Annotated in this window: 13 protein-coding genes and 1 tRNA gene; 5 read left to right on the forward strand and 9 right to left on the reverse strand. The window is 69.5% G+C overall.

What is annotated here, in order from left to right; translation table 11 throughout:
- Window positions 1-104 precede the first annotated feature (104 nt).
- The 3 genes from pth to HUW46_RS27255 form a co-directional block, all read right to left on the reverse strand.
- On the reverse strand, window positions 105-698 hold the full coding sequence (gene pth / locus HUW46_RS27245) for an aminoacyl-tRNA hydrolase (protein WP_215541647.1): 594 nt from the start codon (window positions 696-698) through the stop codon (window positions 105-107).
- A 9-nt stretch (window positions 699-707) separates the two neighbouring features.
- Entirely contained in the window at window positions 708-1328 is a 621-nt protein-coding gene (locus tag HUW46_RS27250; protein WP_215541648.1) for a 50S ribosomal protein L25/general stress protein Ctc, read from the reverse strand.
- A gap of 282 nt (window positions 1329-1610) precedes the next feature.
- Window positions 1611-1991 (reverse strand): winged helix-turn-helix transcriptional regulator, encoded by a 381-nt coding sequence (locus tag HUW46_RS27255; protein ID WP_254124946.1) that lies wholly within the window; start codon window positions 1989-1991, stop codon window positions 1611-1613.
- A gap of 85 nt (window positions 1992-2076) precedes the next feature.
- On the opposite strand from HUW46_RS27255, the gene HUW46_RS27260 reads away from it, so the two are divergent.
- The gene (locus HUW46_RS27260; protein WP_215541649.1) at window positions 2077-2724 is read left to right on the forward strand and encodes an NAD(P)-dependent oxidoreductase; all 648 of its coding nucleotides are present in this window, start codon (window positions 2077-2079) and stop codon (window positions 2722-2724) included.
- A gap of 19 nt (window positions 2725-2743) precedes the next feature.
- Here HUW46_RS27260 and HUW46_RS27265 read toward each other — a convergent pair whose 3' ends face one another.
- Entirely contained in the window at window positions 2744-4036 is a 1293-nt protein-coding gene (locus HUW46_RS27265) for a flavin-containing monooxygenase (RefSeq protein WP_254126646.1), read from the reverse strand.
- Between the two features lie 92 nt (window positions 4037-4128).
- Between HUW46_RS27265 and HUW46_RS27270 the strand changes: the two genes are divergently transcribed.
- Complete coding sequence (locus HUW46_RS27270; protein ID WP_215541651.1) at window positions 4129-4728, forward strand: helix-turn-helix domain-containing protein; 600 nt, start codon at window positions 4129-4131, stop codon at window positions 4726-4728.
- A 50-nt stretch (window positions 4729-4778) separates the two neighbouring features.
- On the opposite strand, the gene HUW46_RS27275 is transcribed toward HUW46_RS27270, so the two are convergent.
- From HUW46_RS27275 to HUW46_RS27290, 4 genes are all read right to left on the reverse strand, one after another.
- Window positions 4779-5759 (reverse strand): ribose-phosphate diphosphokinase, encoded by a 981-nt coding sequence (locus HUW46_RS27275; RefSeq protein WP_215541652.1) that lies wholly within the window; start codon window positions 5757-5759, stop codon window positions 4779-4781.
- Window positions 5756-7231 (reverse strand): bifunctional UDP-N-acetylglucosamine diphosphorylase/glucosamine-1-phosphate N-acetyltransferase GlmU, encoded by a 1476-nt coding sequence (gene glmU / locus HUW46_RS27280; RefSeq protein ID WP_215541653.1) that lies wholly within the window; start codon window positions 7229-7231, stop codon window positions 5756-5758. The genes HUW46_RS27275 and glmU overlap by 4 nt, the downstream gene beginning before the upstream one ends.
- Window positions 7232-7291: 60 nt before the next feature.
- Window positions 7292-9028, reverse strand: a complete 1737-nt coding sequence (locus HUW46_RS27285; protein ID WP_215541654.1) for a GGDEF domain-containing protein — start codon at window positions 9026-9028, stop codon at window positions 7292-7294.
- 22 nt (window positions 9029-9050) lie between these two features.
- Window positions 9051-9122: transfer RNA gene (locus HUW46_RS27290), tRNA-Gln, on the reverse strand.
- A gap of 187 nt (window positions 9123-9309) precedes the next feature.
- Here HUW46_RS27290 and HUW46_RS27295 point away from each other — a divergent pair.
- From HUW46_RS27295 to HUW46_RS27305, 3 genes are all read left to right on the forward strand, one after another.
- The gene (locus HUW46_RS27295) at window positions 9310-10275 is read left to right on the forward strand and encodes an acyl-CoA desaturase (protein ID WP_215541655.1); all 966 of its coding nucleotides are present in this window, start codon (window positions 9310-9312) and stop codon (window positions 10273-10275) included.
- Window positions 10276-10375: 100 nt separating this feature from the next.
- Window positions 10376-10969: a TetR/AcrR family transcriptional regulator gene (locus HUW46_RS27300; protein WP_215541656.1), complete on the forward strand. Its 594-nt coding sequence runs from the start codon at window positions 10376-10378 to the stop codon at window positions 10967-10969.
- Window positions 10970-11041: 72 nt separating this feature from the next.
- On the forward strand, window positions 11042-11770 hold the full coding sequence (locus HUW46_RS27305) for an SDR family NAD(P)-dependent oxidoreductase (RefSeq protein WP_215541657.1): 729 nt from the start codon (window positions 11042-11044) through the stop codon (window positions 11768-11770).
- A 439-nt stretch (window positions 11771-12209) separates the two neighbouring features.
- On the opposite strand, the gene HUW46_RS27310 is transcribed toward HUW46_RS27305, so the two are convergent.
- Window positions 12210-13382, reverse strand: a complete 1173-nt coding sequence (locus tag HUW46_RS27310) for a PQQ-dependent sugar dehydrogenase (protein ID WP_215541658.1) — start codon at window positions 13380-13382, stop codon at window positions 12210-12212.
- Between the last annotated feature and the right edge of the window lie 144 nt (window positions 13383-13526).

A 13526-nucleotide genomic window follows, 5' to 3' on the forward strand; every position in this document is an offset into this window, starting at 1 on the left:
GATCCGGGAAGGGTTGCGACTCGAATAGGGGCGTGGAAAAACGCCATTGGGTGAGAGTGGCGGCACGACGAGTGCACTCGGTCAACCGCCGAGGTCAGCGCGGGTTAGCCCGCGTGGAAGGCGTTCTGGGCCGCGGCGAGCCCGGTGCCGATCAGCGCTTCGACGGCGTCGGCGCACCGGTCGATTTCGAGGGCGAGCTCCTTGCGCTCGACCGTGGAGAAGTCCTTGAGCACGTAGTCCGCGGGGTCCATGCGGCCGGGCGGGCGGTCGACGCCGAAGCGCACCCGGTAGTAGTCCTTGGTGCCGAGCGATTTGGTGATCGAACGGAGCCCGTTGTGCCCGTTGTCGCCGCCGCCGAGCTTGAGCTTGAGCGCGCCGAAGGGCAGGTCGAGCTCGTCGTGCACGACCACGATCCCGTCGGGGGCGATCTTGAAGAACTTGGCGGTGCCCGAAACGGGGCCGCCGGAAAGGTTCATGAAGGACCGCGGTTTCGTCAGCACCACGCGGCGGTTCGCGAGTCGTCCTTCGAGTACTTCGGCGCCACTCTTGTGGGCCTTGAACTTGCCGCCGACCCTGGCGGCGAGCTCGTCGAGCACCAAGAACCCGATGTTGTGCCGGTTGCCCGCGTAGCGGGGCCCGGGATTGCCGAGGCCGGCGAGCAGGATCTGCTCGCCGGCCCCGGGAAGGTCCTCGCTCACTCGAGTGAATTACTCGGCGGAAGCCTCGGGCTGGTCCTCGACCACGCCCGCGCCTTCGGTGTCGACGTCGCTCTCCATGGAGGCCTCGCTCGGCGCCTCGTTGACGGCGACGACCAGGTACTCGCCGTCGGTGAGCAGCGTCGCGCCCGCGGGCAGGGTGACCTGCGAGGCGAGGATGTGGGTGCCCGCCTCGACGCCCTCGATGGAGACCTCGACCTGCTCCGGGATGTTCAGCGCGTCGACCTCGACCTGGAGGGCGTCGAGGTCCTGGTTGACCAGGGTGCCGGGGGCGGCGTCGCCGGTCAGCACGACCGGCACGTCCACGGTGACCTTCTCGCCGCGCTTGACCACGAGGAGGTCGACGTGCTCGATGTAGTTCTTGAGCGGGTGCACCACGATGGTCTTGGTGAGCGCGAGCTCGGTGTCGTTCTCGACGTCGAGGGTGAGCACGGCGTTGCGGCCGTTCTCACGCACGACGCGGGCGAACTCGATCGCGGGCAGGGACAGGTGGCGGGGGTCCGAGCCGTGCCCGTACAGCACCGCGGGGATCTTGCCGGCGCGACGAGTGCGACGCGCGGCGCCCTTGCCGAATTCGGTGCGGGGCTCGACGGACAGGCGTACCTCGGACACGGTGGTGCACTCCTTAATTCCGAGTAGTCGGTGGAAACTGCTCGGTCTAGCGGGGACGGTCAATGCGTTCTGGTGTCTGTGTTCTCGGTGTCGTCGGCGGCGAATTCCACGGCATGACTTGGAAGCGTGGCTACTCAAGCCGCCGCGTCGATCACGTCGGGCGCTCCGTGGGTGGCGGTGCGCCCAGCCTCGCCGAGACAACCCGAACAGTGTAAGCAGCGCGATCGGCGCTCCACCAGGCGGGGTGCCCAAGGGTGTGTGGCCAGCGTGAGGTGGACGCCCTCAACCGGCTGACGCGGCCTCGCGCGCGGCCATGATCGCGGAGACGTTCGACTCCGCCCAGGTGGCCACGGCTTCGATCGGCGCGCGCAGCGAATGCCCGAGCTCGGTCAGCTCGTAGGTGACTTTCGGCGGCACTTCGGCGTAGACGGTCCGGGTGACCAGCCCGTCGCGCGCCATCGCCTTCAGCGTCTGCGTGAGCACTTTGGGTGCGACGCCGCCCAGCGCGGTGCGCAGTGCGGTGAAGCGGACCGGGCCGTCCCGCAGCAGGAGCACCACCAGCACCGTCCACCGGTCCCCGATGCGGTCGAGGACGAGCCTCGTCGGGCAGTCCGGATTGAGCACGTCCGGGTCCGGGATCGCGCTGACCTCGTTGGTAACCACACGGTACCTATAGCACGTTGAAGTACTCGGTATCCAGTCGTTACCGTCGATCGCATATCGAAGCCGAGACCCACAGGGAGCGGAAATGGCAAAGCTGGTGCTGTTCGGCGCGACGGGATACGCCGGGGGCCACATCACGGAGGAGGCGCTGCGCCGGGGCCACGAGATCGTCGCGGTGGCGCGGTCGGTCGACGGGCTGGCCGAGCGCGCCGGCGTGACGCCGAAGCAGGGTTCGCTGCACGACGAGTCGTTCGTCGCCGACGTCGCGAAGGGCGCCGACGTGCTGGTCGTGGCGATCCCCGGCCGCCCGATCGACGGCAAGCGCCTGCTCGACGCGGTACCCGCGCTGGCCGCCGTCGCGAAGGACAGCGGCGTGCGGATCGGTGTTGTCGGCGGCGCGGGCAGCCTGCTCGTCAGCGAGGGCGGGCCGAGGGTGATCGACGGCCCCGATTTCCCCGACGAGTACAAGCCGGAAGCGGGTAACCACGCCGAGGTGCTCGACGCCCTGCGCGCGCAGCCGGAAGACGTCGACTGGTTCTACGTCAGCCCCGCCGCCGAGTTCGGCGCGTGGACCGAGGGGGAGCGCACCGGCCAGTACCGGCTCGGCGGCGACATCCTGGTGACCGACGCCGAAGGGCGTTCGCGGATCGGCGGCGCGGACTACGCGATCGCCTTCGTTGACGAGATCGAGAAGCCCGCGCACCGTCGTCAGCGGTTCACCGTCGCCTACTGACGGGGACCGACGAAACCACCTACGGCGCGACCAGTGACTCCGACGGGGTGGAGCGCAGGACGTGGTCGGCGTAGACGTGGCTCGCGATGACCCTGCCGTTTTCGACGTTGGCGCCGATCGCCACGGGGGCCTGCGAGTCACCGTCGGGGAGGCCGGCGTAGTAGAGGCCGGGAATCGCCCCGAAGATGCCCCTTTCCTGGATCGGCGCGCCGCGGTCGTCGAGCACGTGGCCGGGCAGGATCCGGTAGTCCGGCCCGAAACCGGTGCACCAGACGATCGTGGTGATGCCGTGGCGGGCCAGGTCGAGTTCGGTGCCGAAAGCGGAAACGCGCGTCATGTCGACGCCGGGCGCGAGATGCTGTTCCGGCACGACGAAACCACGCTGGCGGATGCCGGTGTCGATCTTGTCGAGCGCCTGCCGGTACGAGCGGGCCGCCATTTCGGCGACCGCGACGACGTTGTCCTCCAACAGAAGAACGCCGTGCCGCGCGGCGCGCGCGGAGCCGACGAGGACGACCCCCTTCGCGGCGAGCGTGCCGAGGTTGAGGTCTTCGCGCTTGTCCTGGGTGGCGGTCACCGGCAGGCCGGGAAGGATCGGCTCGCCGTTCCCGGTGTCGGCTGGCGTGCTGACGAAGTCCTCGTACAGCGAGAGAATGCGCATCCATTCGGTGATCCGGCGGCCGCGGTAGTCGCTCGGCCACGCGCGATGGCGGCCGACCGACAGGAACACCGCGCGACCGGCGTCGGCGAGTTCGTCCGCGATCTGCTGACCGCTGATGCCCGCGCCCACCACGAGGACGCCGCCGTCGGGCAGTGACTCCGGATTCCGGTAGCGCCACGAATGCAGCTGGGTGACGGACGGGTCCACATCGGACGCGAGCGCCGGTGTCCGCGGCTTCGCGTAGCCGCCGATCGCGGCGACCAGGTTGCGGGACTCGAGAACGTCCCCTGTGGACAGACGGGTGCGGAAGCGCACGTCGTTTCCTTGGGGGCACTCGACTTCCCGCACGGTCGTGTGCTCCCGCACGCGAAGTTCGCGCGCCGCCACGTAGTCGCGAAGGTGCCGGGCCAGTTCCGGTCCCGACATGCAGCCGTCCAGGTCGTCGCCGGGGTACTCCCAGCCGGGGAACCGGACCGAGCGGTTGCCGCTGCCCACGCGCAGGCTGTCCCACCGCTCGTGCATCCAGGCCTGGCCGATTTCCCCCTGTTCCACGACGACCGAGTCCTGGCCGACGTCCTGCAGGGCCGCGGCCACCCCGCACCCCTGCTGACCCGCACCGATGACGACGGTGCGCACGTATTCGACTACCACCGGGATCAAGTCCTCCTGTTGCCGGTCTGTTCTTTAGGCTAGCCTTGCCTAAACACTGGCAGCTCAAGTCGGCTTGATGTCAACGGGGAATCGTGAACGATCGTGCGGTCCACATCGGGCAGGCGGCGGCGCTGTACGGCCTCGCGCCGTCCACGGTGCGGTGGTGGGAAAGCCAGGGCGTGCTCGATCCACCGGCCCGCGACGGCGGCAAGCGGGTCTACACCGACGCCGACCTGCGCCGCATCGGCGTCGCCTACTTGTGTTGCGTGGTCGGGAAAATGCCGTTGGACCAAGCCGCCGTGGTCACCTCGGGCAAGGCGCCGCACGGCACCTGGCAGCGCGCGGTCGGCGACCAGATCGAGTCGATGGGGCAGCGGATCGAGCAGCTCGAAGCCGCGAGGGACTACCTCCGCCACCTGTTGAGCTGCCACGACGACGACATGGCGCAGTGCCGCTTCCTCGCGGGCGAACTGTCCGCGCGCACTCCGCGCGGCAGCGTCGCCGATGTCGATCTGGTCGCCGCCGCCCGCGCCGCGGGAAAGGGGCGTGACGAAAACCACGCCTCCGATGACGAAAAACCGGAAACCTGCGCCATGTGCGCGGGCCCGATCGCACGGGGGAAACGAGGGAGGCGCCGGAAGTACTGCTCACCCGCCTGCCGCCAACAGGCCTACCGCACGCGCCGGAAATGACCGCGGGGCCCGCCGCTGGAAAAGCGACGGGCCCCGGCGGGACGGAAAGCTCAGGCGTTGCCGTCGAACAGGCTCGTCACGGAGCCGTCCTCGAACACCTGCTGGATCGCTTCGGCGAGCATCGGGGCGATCGAGAGCACGGTCAGCCGGTCGAACCGCTTCTCCTCGGGGATCGGCAGCGAGTTGGTGACGATCACTTCGCGCGCCTTGCAGCCGGAAAGCCGTTCGGTGGCCGGGTCGGACAGGATGCCGTGCGTGGTCGCGATGACGACGTCCGACGCGCCCTCTTCGAGCAGCGCGTCGGTGGCCTTCACGATCGTGCCGCCGGTGTCGATCATGTCGTCGATCAGCACGCACAGCTTGCCCTCGACCTTGCCGACCACGCGGTTGGCGACGGCCTGGTTCGGCTTGTCGGGGTCGCGGGTCTTGTGGATGAACGCGATCGGCCGGTCGCCGAGCTGCTGCGCCCACTTCTCCGCCAGCCGCACCCGGCCGGAGTCCGGCGAAACGACCGTGATGTCGGCGTCGGCGTAGGTCTTCTTGACGTACTGCGCGAGCAGGCTTTGGGCGAAGAGGTGGTCGACGGGGCCGTCGAAGAAGCCCTGGATCTGCGCGGTGTGCAGGTCGACGGTCATGATCCGGTCCGCGCCCGCGGTCTTGAACAGGTCCGCGATGAGCCGCGCCGAGATCGGCTCGCGGCCCTTGTGCTTCTTGTCCTGCCGCGCGTACGGGTAGAACGGGATCACCACCGTGATCCGCTTGGCACTGGCGCGCTTGAGCGCGTCGACCATGATCAGCTGCTCCATCACCCACTCGTTGATCGGGGTGGTGTGGCTCTGGATCACGAACGCGTCGGTGCCGCGGACGGACTCCTCGAACCGCACGAAGATCTCGCCGTTGGCGAAGGTGTGCGCGGTCTGCGGGGTGATCGTCACGTTCAGGTGCTGCGCCACCTCTTCGGCGAGCTCCCGGTGTGCGCGGCCGGAGAAGAGCATCAAGTTCTTCTTCGGCGTGCCGGACTTCGGACTCATGATGGCGACTCCCCGTCGTTTTCTTCGGTTTCCTGCTGTTCGGCGAGTGCCTTCTCGGCGGCCTCTGCCGCAGGGGTGCCCGACCGGCGCCGGGCCACCCAGCCTTCGATGTTGCGCTGCGGGCCTCCGGACACCGCGAGCGCCCCCGGCGGAACGTCCCGCCTGATCACGGCGCCGGCACCGCTCGCGGCACCGTCGCCGACCGTCACCGGGGCGACGTACATGTTGTCCGAGCCCATGCGGACGTGGGAGCCGATGGTGGTGTGGTGCTTGGCGACGCCGTCGTAGTTGACGAACACGCTCGACGCGCCGATGTTGCTGTGCTCGCCGATGGTGGCGTCCCCGACGTAGGTCAGGTGCGGCACCTTGGTGCCCTTGCCGATATCGGCGTTCTTGGTTTCGACGAAGGTGCCGATCTTGCCCTTCTCCGCCAGGCGCGTGCCGGGCCGCAGGTAGGCGAACGGGCCGACGGTGACGTTGTCGCCGAGCACCACCCCGGAGCCGTGGGTGCGGATCACGGTGGCGCCGGAGCCGATCCGGACGTCGGTCAGCGTGCTGTCGGGGCCGATCGCGCTGCCTTCCCCGACGCTGGTTTCGCCGTGCAACTGGACACCCGGCTTCAGCACGACGTCTTGGGCGAGGGTGACGCTCGCGTCGATCCAGGTGGTGGCCGGATCGACGACGGTGACGCCCGCGCGCTGCCAGTCGCGCACGATGCGCCGGTTCAGCTCGGCGCCGAGCACGGAGAGCTGGACGCGGTCGTTGACGCCCTCGGTGAGCCACGGGTCGTCGACGACGAGCGCGCCGACCTTGCCGCCGTCGCCGCGGGCGATGCCGAGCACGTCGGTGAGGTACAGCTCGCCCTGGGCGTTGTCGGTGGACAGCCGGGACAGGCCGTCGGTGAGCACGGCGGCGTCGAAGGCGTAGACACCGGAGTTGATCTCGGTGATCTCGAGCTGCTCCGGGGTGCCGTCCTTCTGCTCGACGATGCCGGTCACCGCGCCGTCCGCGTCGCGGAGGATGCGGCCGTACCCGGTCGGCTCGGCGACCACGGCGGTGAGCACGGTGACGGCGTTGCCGGAGCCGGTGTGCTCGGCCAGCAGCGAGGCGAGCGTCGGGGTGTCGAGCAGCGGCACGTCGCCGTAGCTGACCACGACGGTCCCGGTGAGGTCCTGCGGAAGGGTGGCGAGCGCGCACGAAACGGCGTGGCCCGTGCCGTTCTGCTGTTCCTGCACGGCGGTGGTGACCTGCCTGCCGAGCGCCTTGCCGACCAGGTCGAGGTGTTCTCCGACGGCCTCGCGGCGGTGCCCGACGACGACGGTCAGGTGGTCGGGGTCGAGCCCGGCCGCGGCGCGCACCGCGTGCTCGACGAGTGGCCTCCCCGCGATCGGGTGCAGCACTTTCGGGGTGCGTGAACGCATGCGGGTGCCTTCACCCGCGGCGAGGATCAGCGTGCTGAGCGGGCCGGTCACGACGCTCCTACCAATAGTTCAGGCGTTGTTCGCCTGGTGTGCGGCTACCGGGCCACGATCCTACGTTGGCTCTTCGCCGCCCGACGCAGGGTCGTCTTCGAGCCATTCCGGAGCCGCTTCGCCGCCGCCGGCGGCGCCGGAGGACACCTGGTTTCCGCCGCCCCGTTTCGCCTGGTACATGGCCGCGTCGGCGCGGGCGAGCACCTGGTCGGCGCGTTCCTGCGGGCGCAGCGAGACGAGCCCGACCGACAGCGTGACGCCGTGCGAAAGGTGGTGCGGCAGCGACGCGACGGCGCTGACCGAGCGGCCGAGCGCCTGCTTCGCCGCGGACACCGGGGCGCCGGGCAGCAGCACGATGAACTCGTCACCGCCGTACCGGGCGACGATGTCGTCGCCACGCAGCGCGTCGCGCAGCGTGCTCGCGACGACGCGCAGCACGTCGTCGCCTTCGGCGTGCGAGTGCTGGTCGTTGACGTCCTTGAAGCCGTCGAGGTCGACGAGCGCGACGGCGAGGGGCTGCGCGGTCGCGGACGAGGACAGCGTGCGCAGGTGCTCGTCGAGCGCGCGGCGGTTGGGCAGGCCGGTGAGCGGGTCCTGCAGCGCCTGTTGGGTGATCGCGCCGTGTTCGGCCGACAGCCGCTCGTGTTCGCGGCGCGTGTTGAGCGTGGCGATCTGCGATTCGCGCATCGACCACAGCTCGGTTTCCAGCGACGACGCGTATTCGAGCAGCGATCTCGCCGCGCCCGTGGTGCCGTCGTATTCGAGCCGCGCGATCTCGCGGGCGAGGTTGAGCCGCATCGACGGCTGCGAGTTGTCCTCGGCGAGGGTCTTGCGGATCCGGTCGAGCGCGAGCAGCGATTCGTCGCGGCGGCCGACCTTTTCCAGGCAGCGGGCGAGCGCGATCACGACGATGACCTGCTCGTGCGGGTAACCGGGTTCGGCCGCGAGGTGTTGCAGGCGCTCGATGTGCGCCTCGTCCGGTTCGGCGAAGGCGAGCGCGGCCGCGAGCACGCCGACCTGGTCGACCGCGGCGACACCGATGCGGCGCGGGAACAGCGATTCGGCGAACGGGGCTTCGACGGCGACCGCCATCGAAGCCGCGGTGCGGAACTTCTCGGCGGCCTGGTCGTGCCGGTCGACGCGTTCGAGCCGCAGGCCCCAGCCCAGCAGCATCTTCACGCGGTTCATCAGCTGCAGGGTGATTTCGTGCGGCCCCGCGCTTTCGCGGATGGCCTGGTGGGCGCGCGCGATGACCTCTTCGGCCGCCTCGTAGACGCCGAGCTGGTTGAGCACGAGCCAGCAGTCGATCAGCGAGGTGGCCTGCATCTTCGCCCACGCGCGCTTGCCGAGTTGCAGGTCCGGGGTGTCGGAGTCGTCGAGGATCGCCAGCGCGCGGGCGATCTCGGTGAGCGCGGCGTCCTCCTGCTCGGCGAGCACGAGCCTGCGCCCCCGCATCGCGTGCGCGTCCGCTCGGTGCAGCGCGAGCCCGTGCCTGCGGGTGTGCGCGAGCATTTCGTCGAGCAGGGGCTCCGCTTCACCGGCGAGCCCGCGGGTGACGAGCCTCGCCAGCGCGGCGGCCCGCAGCAGGGTGGCGACCATGGTCGGCTCGCCGCGCCGCTGCGCCTCCTCCAGCAGTTCGTCGAGCGTGCGGACGATGTCGAGCTGCTCGTCGTGATCGGTTCGCTGGATGGCGGCGATGAGCTCGCGGGCCCTGCCGACGAGCCAGGCGTCCGACAGCTCTACGAGCGCAGGGCGCCTGCTCTTCTGGTCGAGTGCCTCACCGTGCAGCTGGGCCACCCCCGTCGTCTGCTCGTCGTTGCTCCGCCGCCAGGATTCGAACCTGAACTATCAGAACCAAAATCTGAGGTGCTGCCGATTACACCACGGCGGATCACGCCTGGTCAGGATAGTCATATTCGGCGGGCTGCGTGGGGGCAGGTCCACCGAGGGCAGCGGACCTGCGGAGACGTGCCCCACGTTTGGCTCTCCACAGGGGCGGGTAGCTGAGGTACCGTAACTTACGGCATCGTAGGTTAGGCCACCCTTACGGGAGCCTGTCGCAGGAAGAAGTGAAGTGCATGACGGCAACCCTGGACCGCTCGCCCGGCTCTGGTGAGACCCCCGAAGCCAAGGGGCCCAAGCCCGTCATCAGCGGTAGGCGCACCTTCCCGCTGCAGCTTTCGGTGTACTTCGGCGTGATCGCCCCGCTGGTGGCGCTGCTCGTCGCGGTCCCGTTCGCCTGGGGCTGGGGCCTGAGCTGGGTCGACGTCGGCCTGTTCGTCGTGTTCTACGGCATCAGCGGTCTCGGGATCACGGTGTCCTACCACCGCTATTTCACACACGGTTCGTTCAAGGCGAAGCGCTGGCTGCGGATCGCGCTGGCGATCGCGGGCAGCCTCGCCGTGCAGGGCCCGGTCATCGTCTGGGTCGCCGACCACCGCCGCCACCACGCGTTTTCCGACCGCGACGGTGACCCGCACTCGCCGTGGGCCTTCGGCACCACGCCGTTCGCGGTGGCCAAGGGCTTCTGGCACGCGCACATGGGCTGGATGTTCGAGCGCGACCGCACCAACGCCGAGCGCTTCGCGCCGGATCTGCTGAAGGACCCCGACATCGTCCGCGTGAACAAGCTCTTCTGGCTGTGGACGCTGCTGTCGATCGTGGTGCCGGGCATTCTCGGCGGGCTCATCACGTGGTCGCTGTGGGGCGGCGTGACCGCGCTGTTCTGGGCCGGGCTCGTGCGCATCTGCGTGCTGCACCACGTGACCTGGTCGGTGAACTCGATCTGCCACATGATCGGCGAGCGCCCGTTCCAGGCACGCGACAAGTCGGCCAACTTCTGGCCGCTGGCGATCTTCTCCTTCGGCGAGTCGTGGCACAACCTGCACCACGCCGACCCGACGTCCGCGCGCCACGGTGTCCAGCGCGGCCAGATCGACCTGTCCGCGCGCACGATCTGGATCTTCGAGAAGTTCGGCTGGGCCTACGCGGTGCGCTGGCCGACCCCGCAGCGCCTGGCCAGGCTGGCGACCGAGAGCAAGTAGCGCCGGGGGTCTACTGTGCTCAGGCGTGGCGGCCAGACGTCGGGCTAAGCGTGAAGCGGCCACCGGTGTGCGTCCAGCCGCACCGGTGGCCCGCGTCCGCATGACCGGGACCGAACGCAGGCAGCAGCTCGTCACGGTGGCGAGGGAACTGTTCGCGGAAAAGGGTTTCGACGGCACCTCGATCGAGGAGATCGCGCATCGCGCGAACGTGTCGAAACCCGTGGTGTACGAGCACTTCGGGGGCAAGGAAGGGATCTACGCGGTCGTCGTCGACCGGGAGACCCAGCTGCTGCTCGACCGGATGGTGTCCACTTTGCACGGTGGGCACCCGCGCGTGATGCTGGAGCAGGCCGCGGTGGCGCTGCTCAGCTACGTCGAGGATTCCCACGACGGGTTCCGGATCCTGGTGCGCGATTCACCGGTGGCGAGTTCGACGGGCACCTTTTCGACCCTGCTCAACGACATCGCGAGCCAGGTCGAGCACATCCTCGCCCAGCAGTTCGCGGCGCGCGGCTACGACGAGAAGCTCGCCGCGCTGTACGCGCAGGCACTGGTCGGGATGGTCGCGCTGACCGGGCAGTGGTGGCTCGACGCGCGCAAGCCGAAGCGCGACGAGGTGGCCGCGCACCTGGTGAACCTCGCCTGGAACGGGCTTTCGCACCTGGAGCACAAGCCGCGCCGCCGCCTGGACTGAGCCCGGCCAGCGGGACATTTTCCGTGTTTTCCGGTGTGATCGTTTATTTTCGATGCGGCGAAAGGGGAATTCATGGCGCAGCGCGAAGTGGTCGTCACCGGCGGCGGGACCGGGATCGGGTACGCGGTGGCGGAACGGTTCGTGAAGGCGGGCGACCGCGTCACCATCACGGGGCGGCGGGAGCAGGTGCTCACCGAGGCCGCGACCCTGCTCGGCGCGGTGCCCGTGGCGTTCGACGCGACGGACCCGGCCGCCGTGGAGAACGCGCTCGGCGCCCTGCCGGAACGGGTCGACGTGTTGGTCAACAACGCGGGCGGCAACACCGACCGGATCCGCCAGGCCCCGGCCGAAGGCGATCTCGCGGGCCTCGCCGACGCGTGGCGCGCGAACCTCGAACTGAACGTCTACCCGCCGGTGCTGGTCACCGCGGCGCTCAAGCCGCGGTTCGCGGAGAACGCGCGCATCGTCACGATCGGCTCGATCGCGGCGAAGGCGGGCTCCGGTTCGTACGGGGCCTCGAAGGCCGCGCTCGAAGCGTGGAACGTCGACACCGCGCGCGCTCTCGGCGAGCGCGGCATCAGCTCGAACATCGTGGCGCCCGGCGTCATCAAGGACACGGAGTTCTTCCACGGCACGGTGACCGAGGAATGGATCCAGTCGCGGGTCGGCGCCGCGTTCAACAAGCGCGCGGGCACCCCGGAGGAGGTGGCTGGCCTGGTGTTCTTCCTCGGTTCGCCCGAAGCCGGGCACATCACCGGCCAGGTACTCCACCTCAACGGCGGCGCGCACACCGCGAACTGAGCTTGCTTGCTCGGTATGCAGTGATGGCCACCCGCGCGGAAATCCCGCGCCCAGAAGAAATCCGTTGAGGTCCCGCGGAAATAGCGTTCGCGGACCTGAACGCCCCGAAGATCACCGTGATGTCGGGTGCGCGGCGGGACGGCCGGTGACGGGCGTCCTCCATCGATCCCCGAAGGCCACCTTCGGGGACCCTAGCGCCACTTTCTCGGCCCTCGCTCACGTGCGGGCAGCGCCCGTGCATGCCCCGAAGGTGGCCTTAGGGGCGCTCAACGCCACAAATCCACCCCTCGCATGCTCGACCACCCGCTTTCCAGTGCCCCAAAAGTGACGTTCGGGGCACTGGATTCCCTGAACGTCACTTTCGGCGCGATGCCGTGATAGCCACTTTGACGGCATCGCGCGCCGTCAAAGTGGCTATCACGGGGAGTCCCCCGGAGGCTCAGGCCGGGGTCACGCGGAGGAGTTTGTCGCCCGTGCCGTTGGACGTGGTGACGTACAGGGCGCCGTCGGGGCCGCTGCGCGCGGCGCGGAGGCGGCCGTAGGCGCTGAGCTCCGGCGGCACCGTCACCTCGGTGACCTTCTGCCCGGCGGCGTCGAGCGAGAACAGCAGCATCTTCTGCCCCTTGAGCGCGACGACCGCGAGCCTGCCCTCCAGCGCGCCCCAGATCTTGCCGGTGAGGAAGGCCGCGCCGGAGATCGCCTCGGTCATCTTCCCGGTCGTCCACAGTGGACGGATGGCGTCCGGGAAGCGGGTCGTGTCGGTCATCGGGACGCTTTCGTCGTAGCCGTCGGGAGTGGTGCCGCCCCTCGACGGGTCCCAGCCGTAGTTGCCGCCCGCGACCGACGGGTTCAGCTCGTCGTCGACGTCGGGGCCGTGCTCGGTGGTGAACACCTGCCCGGTGCCCGGCCGCAGCGCGACGCCCTGGGTGTTCCGGTGGCCGTAGCTGTAGATCCGCTGCTCGTTCGGGTTCGTCGAGGAGATGAACGGGTTGTCCGGCAACGGTTTCCCGGTGTTGACGTCGATGCGCAGGATCTTGCCGCCGAGGCTGTGCCGGTCCTGCGCGATGGTCGCGCGCGCGGTGTCGCCGGTGCCGACGAGCAGCGCGCCGTCCGCGGCGATCGTGGGGCGGCAGCCGCCGTGGCGCCCGCCCGGGTTGACCGGCAGCCCGGTGAGCAGGTCGCCGACCTTGGTGGCGGTGCGCTCGTCCTCGCTGAGCTTCCAGGTCACCAGCCGGATGTCGACCGCCTTCGTGCCCTCCTTGTGGGCCTGGCAGGTGATGAACTGGCGGCTCTTCTCGAAATCGGGCTTGACGACGAGCCCCATGAGCCCGCTTTCACCGCGGACGAACACGTCGGAGAAATCGGCAGCGGGCTGGGTGACGGTCGTGCCCGAGATGAGCGCGAGCTTGCCGGGGCGCTGGGTCACCAGCAGCTTCCCGCCCGGCAGGAACCCGACGTCCCAGCCGTGCGCGAGCGTGTTCGTGACCTCGGTGACGGCGAGCTTCGCCGCCTGCGGTGTACGCGGTACCGGGTTCTCCGGCAGCTGGCTGGCGCACGCGGTGGCGGCGAGGGTGGTGACGGCGGTGGCGAGGCAGATCGCGATCCGGCGCATGGTACCCATTGTCCGGTTCGCGGCGTTGTTTGAACACCCGACTTAGGTGTCCTGAGCGCGCCAATCGCGGTACTTACCGTCCCCGAAGGCCACAGTGATGGCGGGGCCGCGAGGTCGGTGACGGGGCTCCGTTCGGTTCCTGAA

The sequence above is a fragment of the Amycolatopsis sp. CA-230715 genome, from assembly GCF_018736145.1.
Lineage (GTDB): Bacteria > Actinomycetota > Actinomycetes > Mycobacteriales > Pseudonocardiaceae > Amycolatopsis.

Bases quoted from the DNA above. Each gene is read 5' to 3' on its own strand.
- HUW46_RS27260 (WP_215541649.1), top strand. From the start codon at position 2,077: ATGGCAAAGCTGGTGCTGTTCGGCGCGACGGGATACGCCGGGGGCCAC.
- HUW46_RS27275 (WP_215541652.1), bottom strand. From the start codon at position 5,759: ATGAGTCCGAAGTCCGGCACGCCGAAGAAGAACTTGATGCTCTTCTCC.
- HUW46_RS27295 (WP_215541655.1), top strand. From the start codon at position 9,310: ATGACGGCAACCCTGGACCGCTCGCCCGGCTCTGGTGAGACCCCCGAA.
- HUW46_RS27300 (WP_215541656.1), top strand. From the start codon at position 10,376: ATGACCGGGACCGAACGCAGGCAGCAGCTCGTCACGGTGGCGAGGGAA.
- HUW46_RS27305 (WP_215541657.1), top strand. From the start codon at position 11,042: ATGGCGCAGCGCGAAGTGGTCGTCACCGGCGGCGGGACCGGGATCGGG.
- HUW46_RS27310 (WP_215541658.1), bottom strand. From the start codon at position 13,382: ATGCGCCGGATCGCGATCTGCCTCGCCACCGCCGTCACCACCCTCGCC.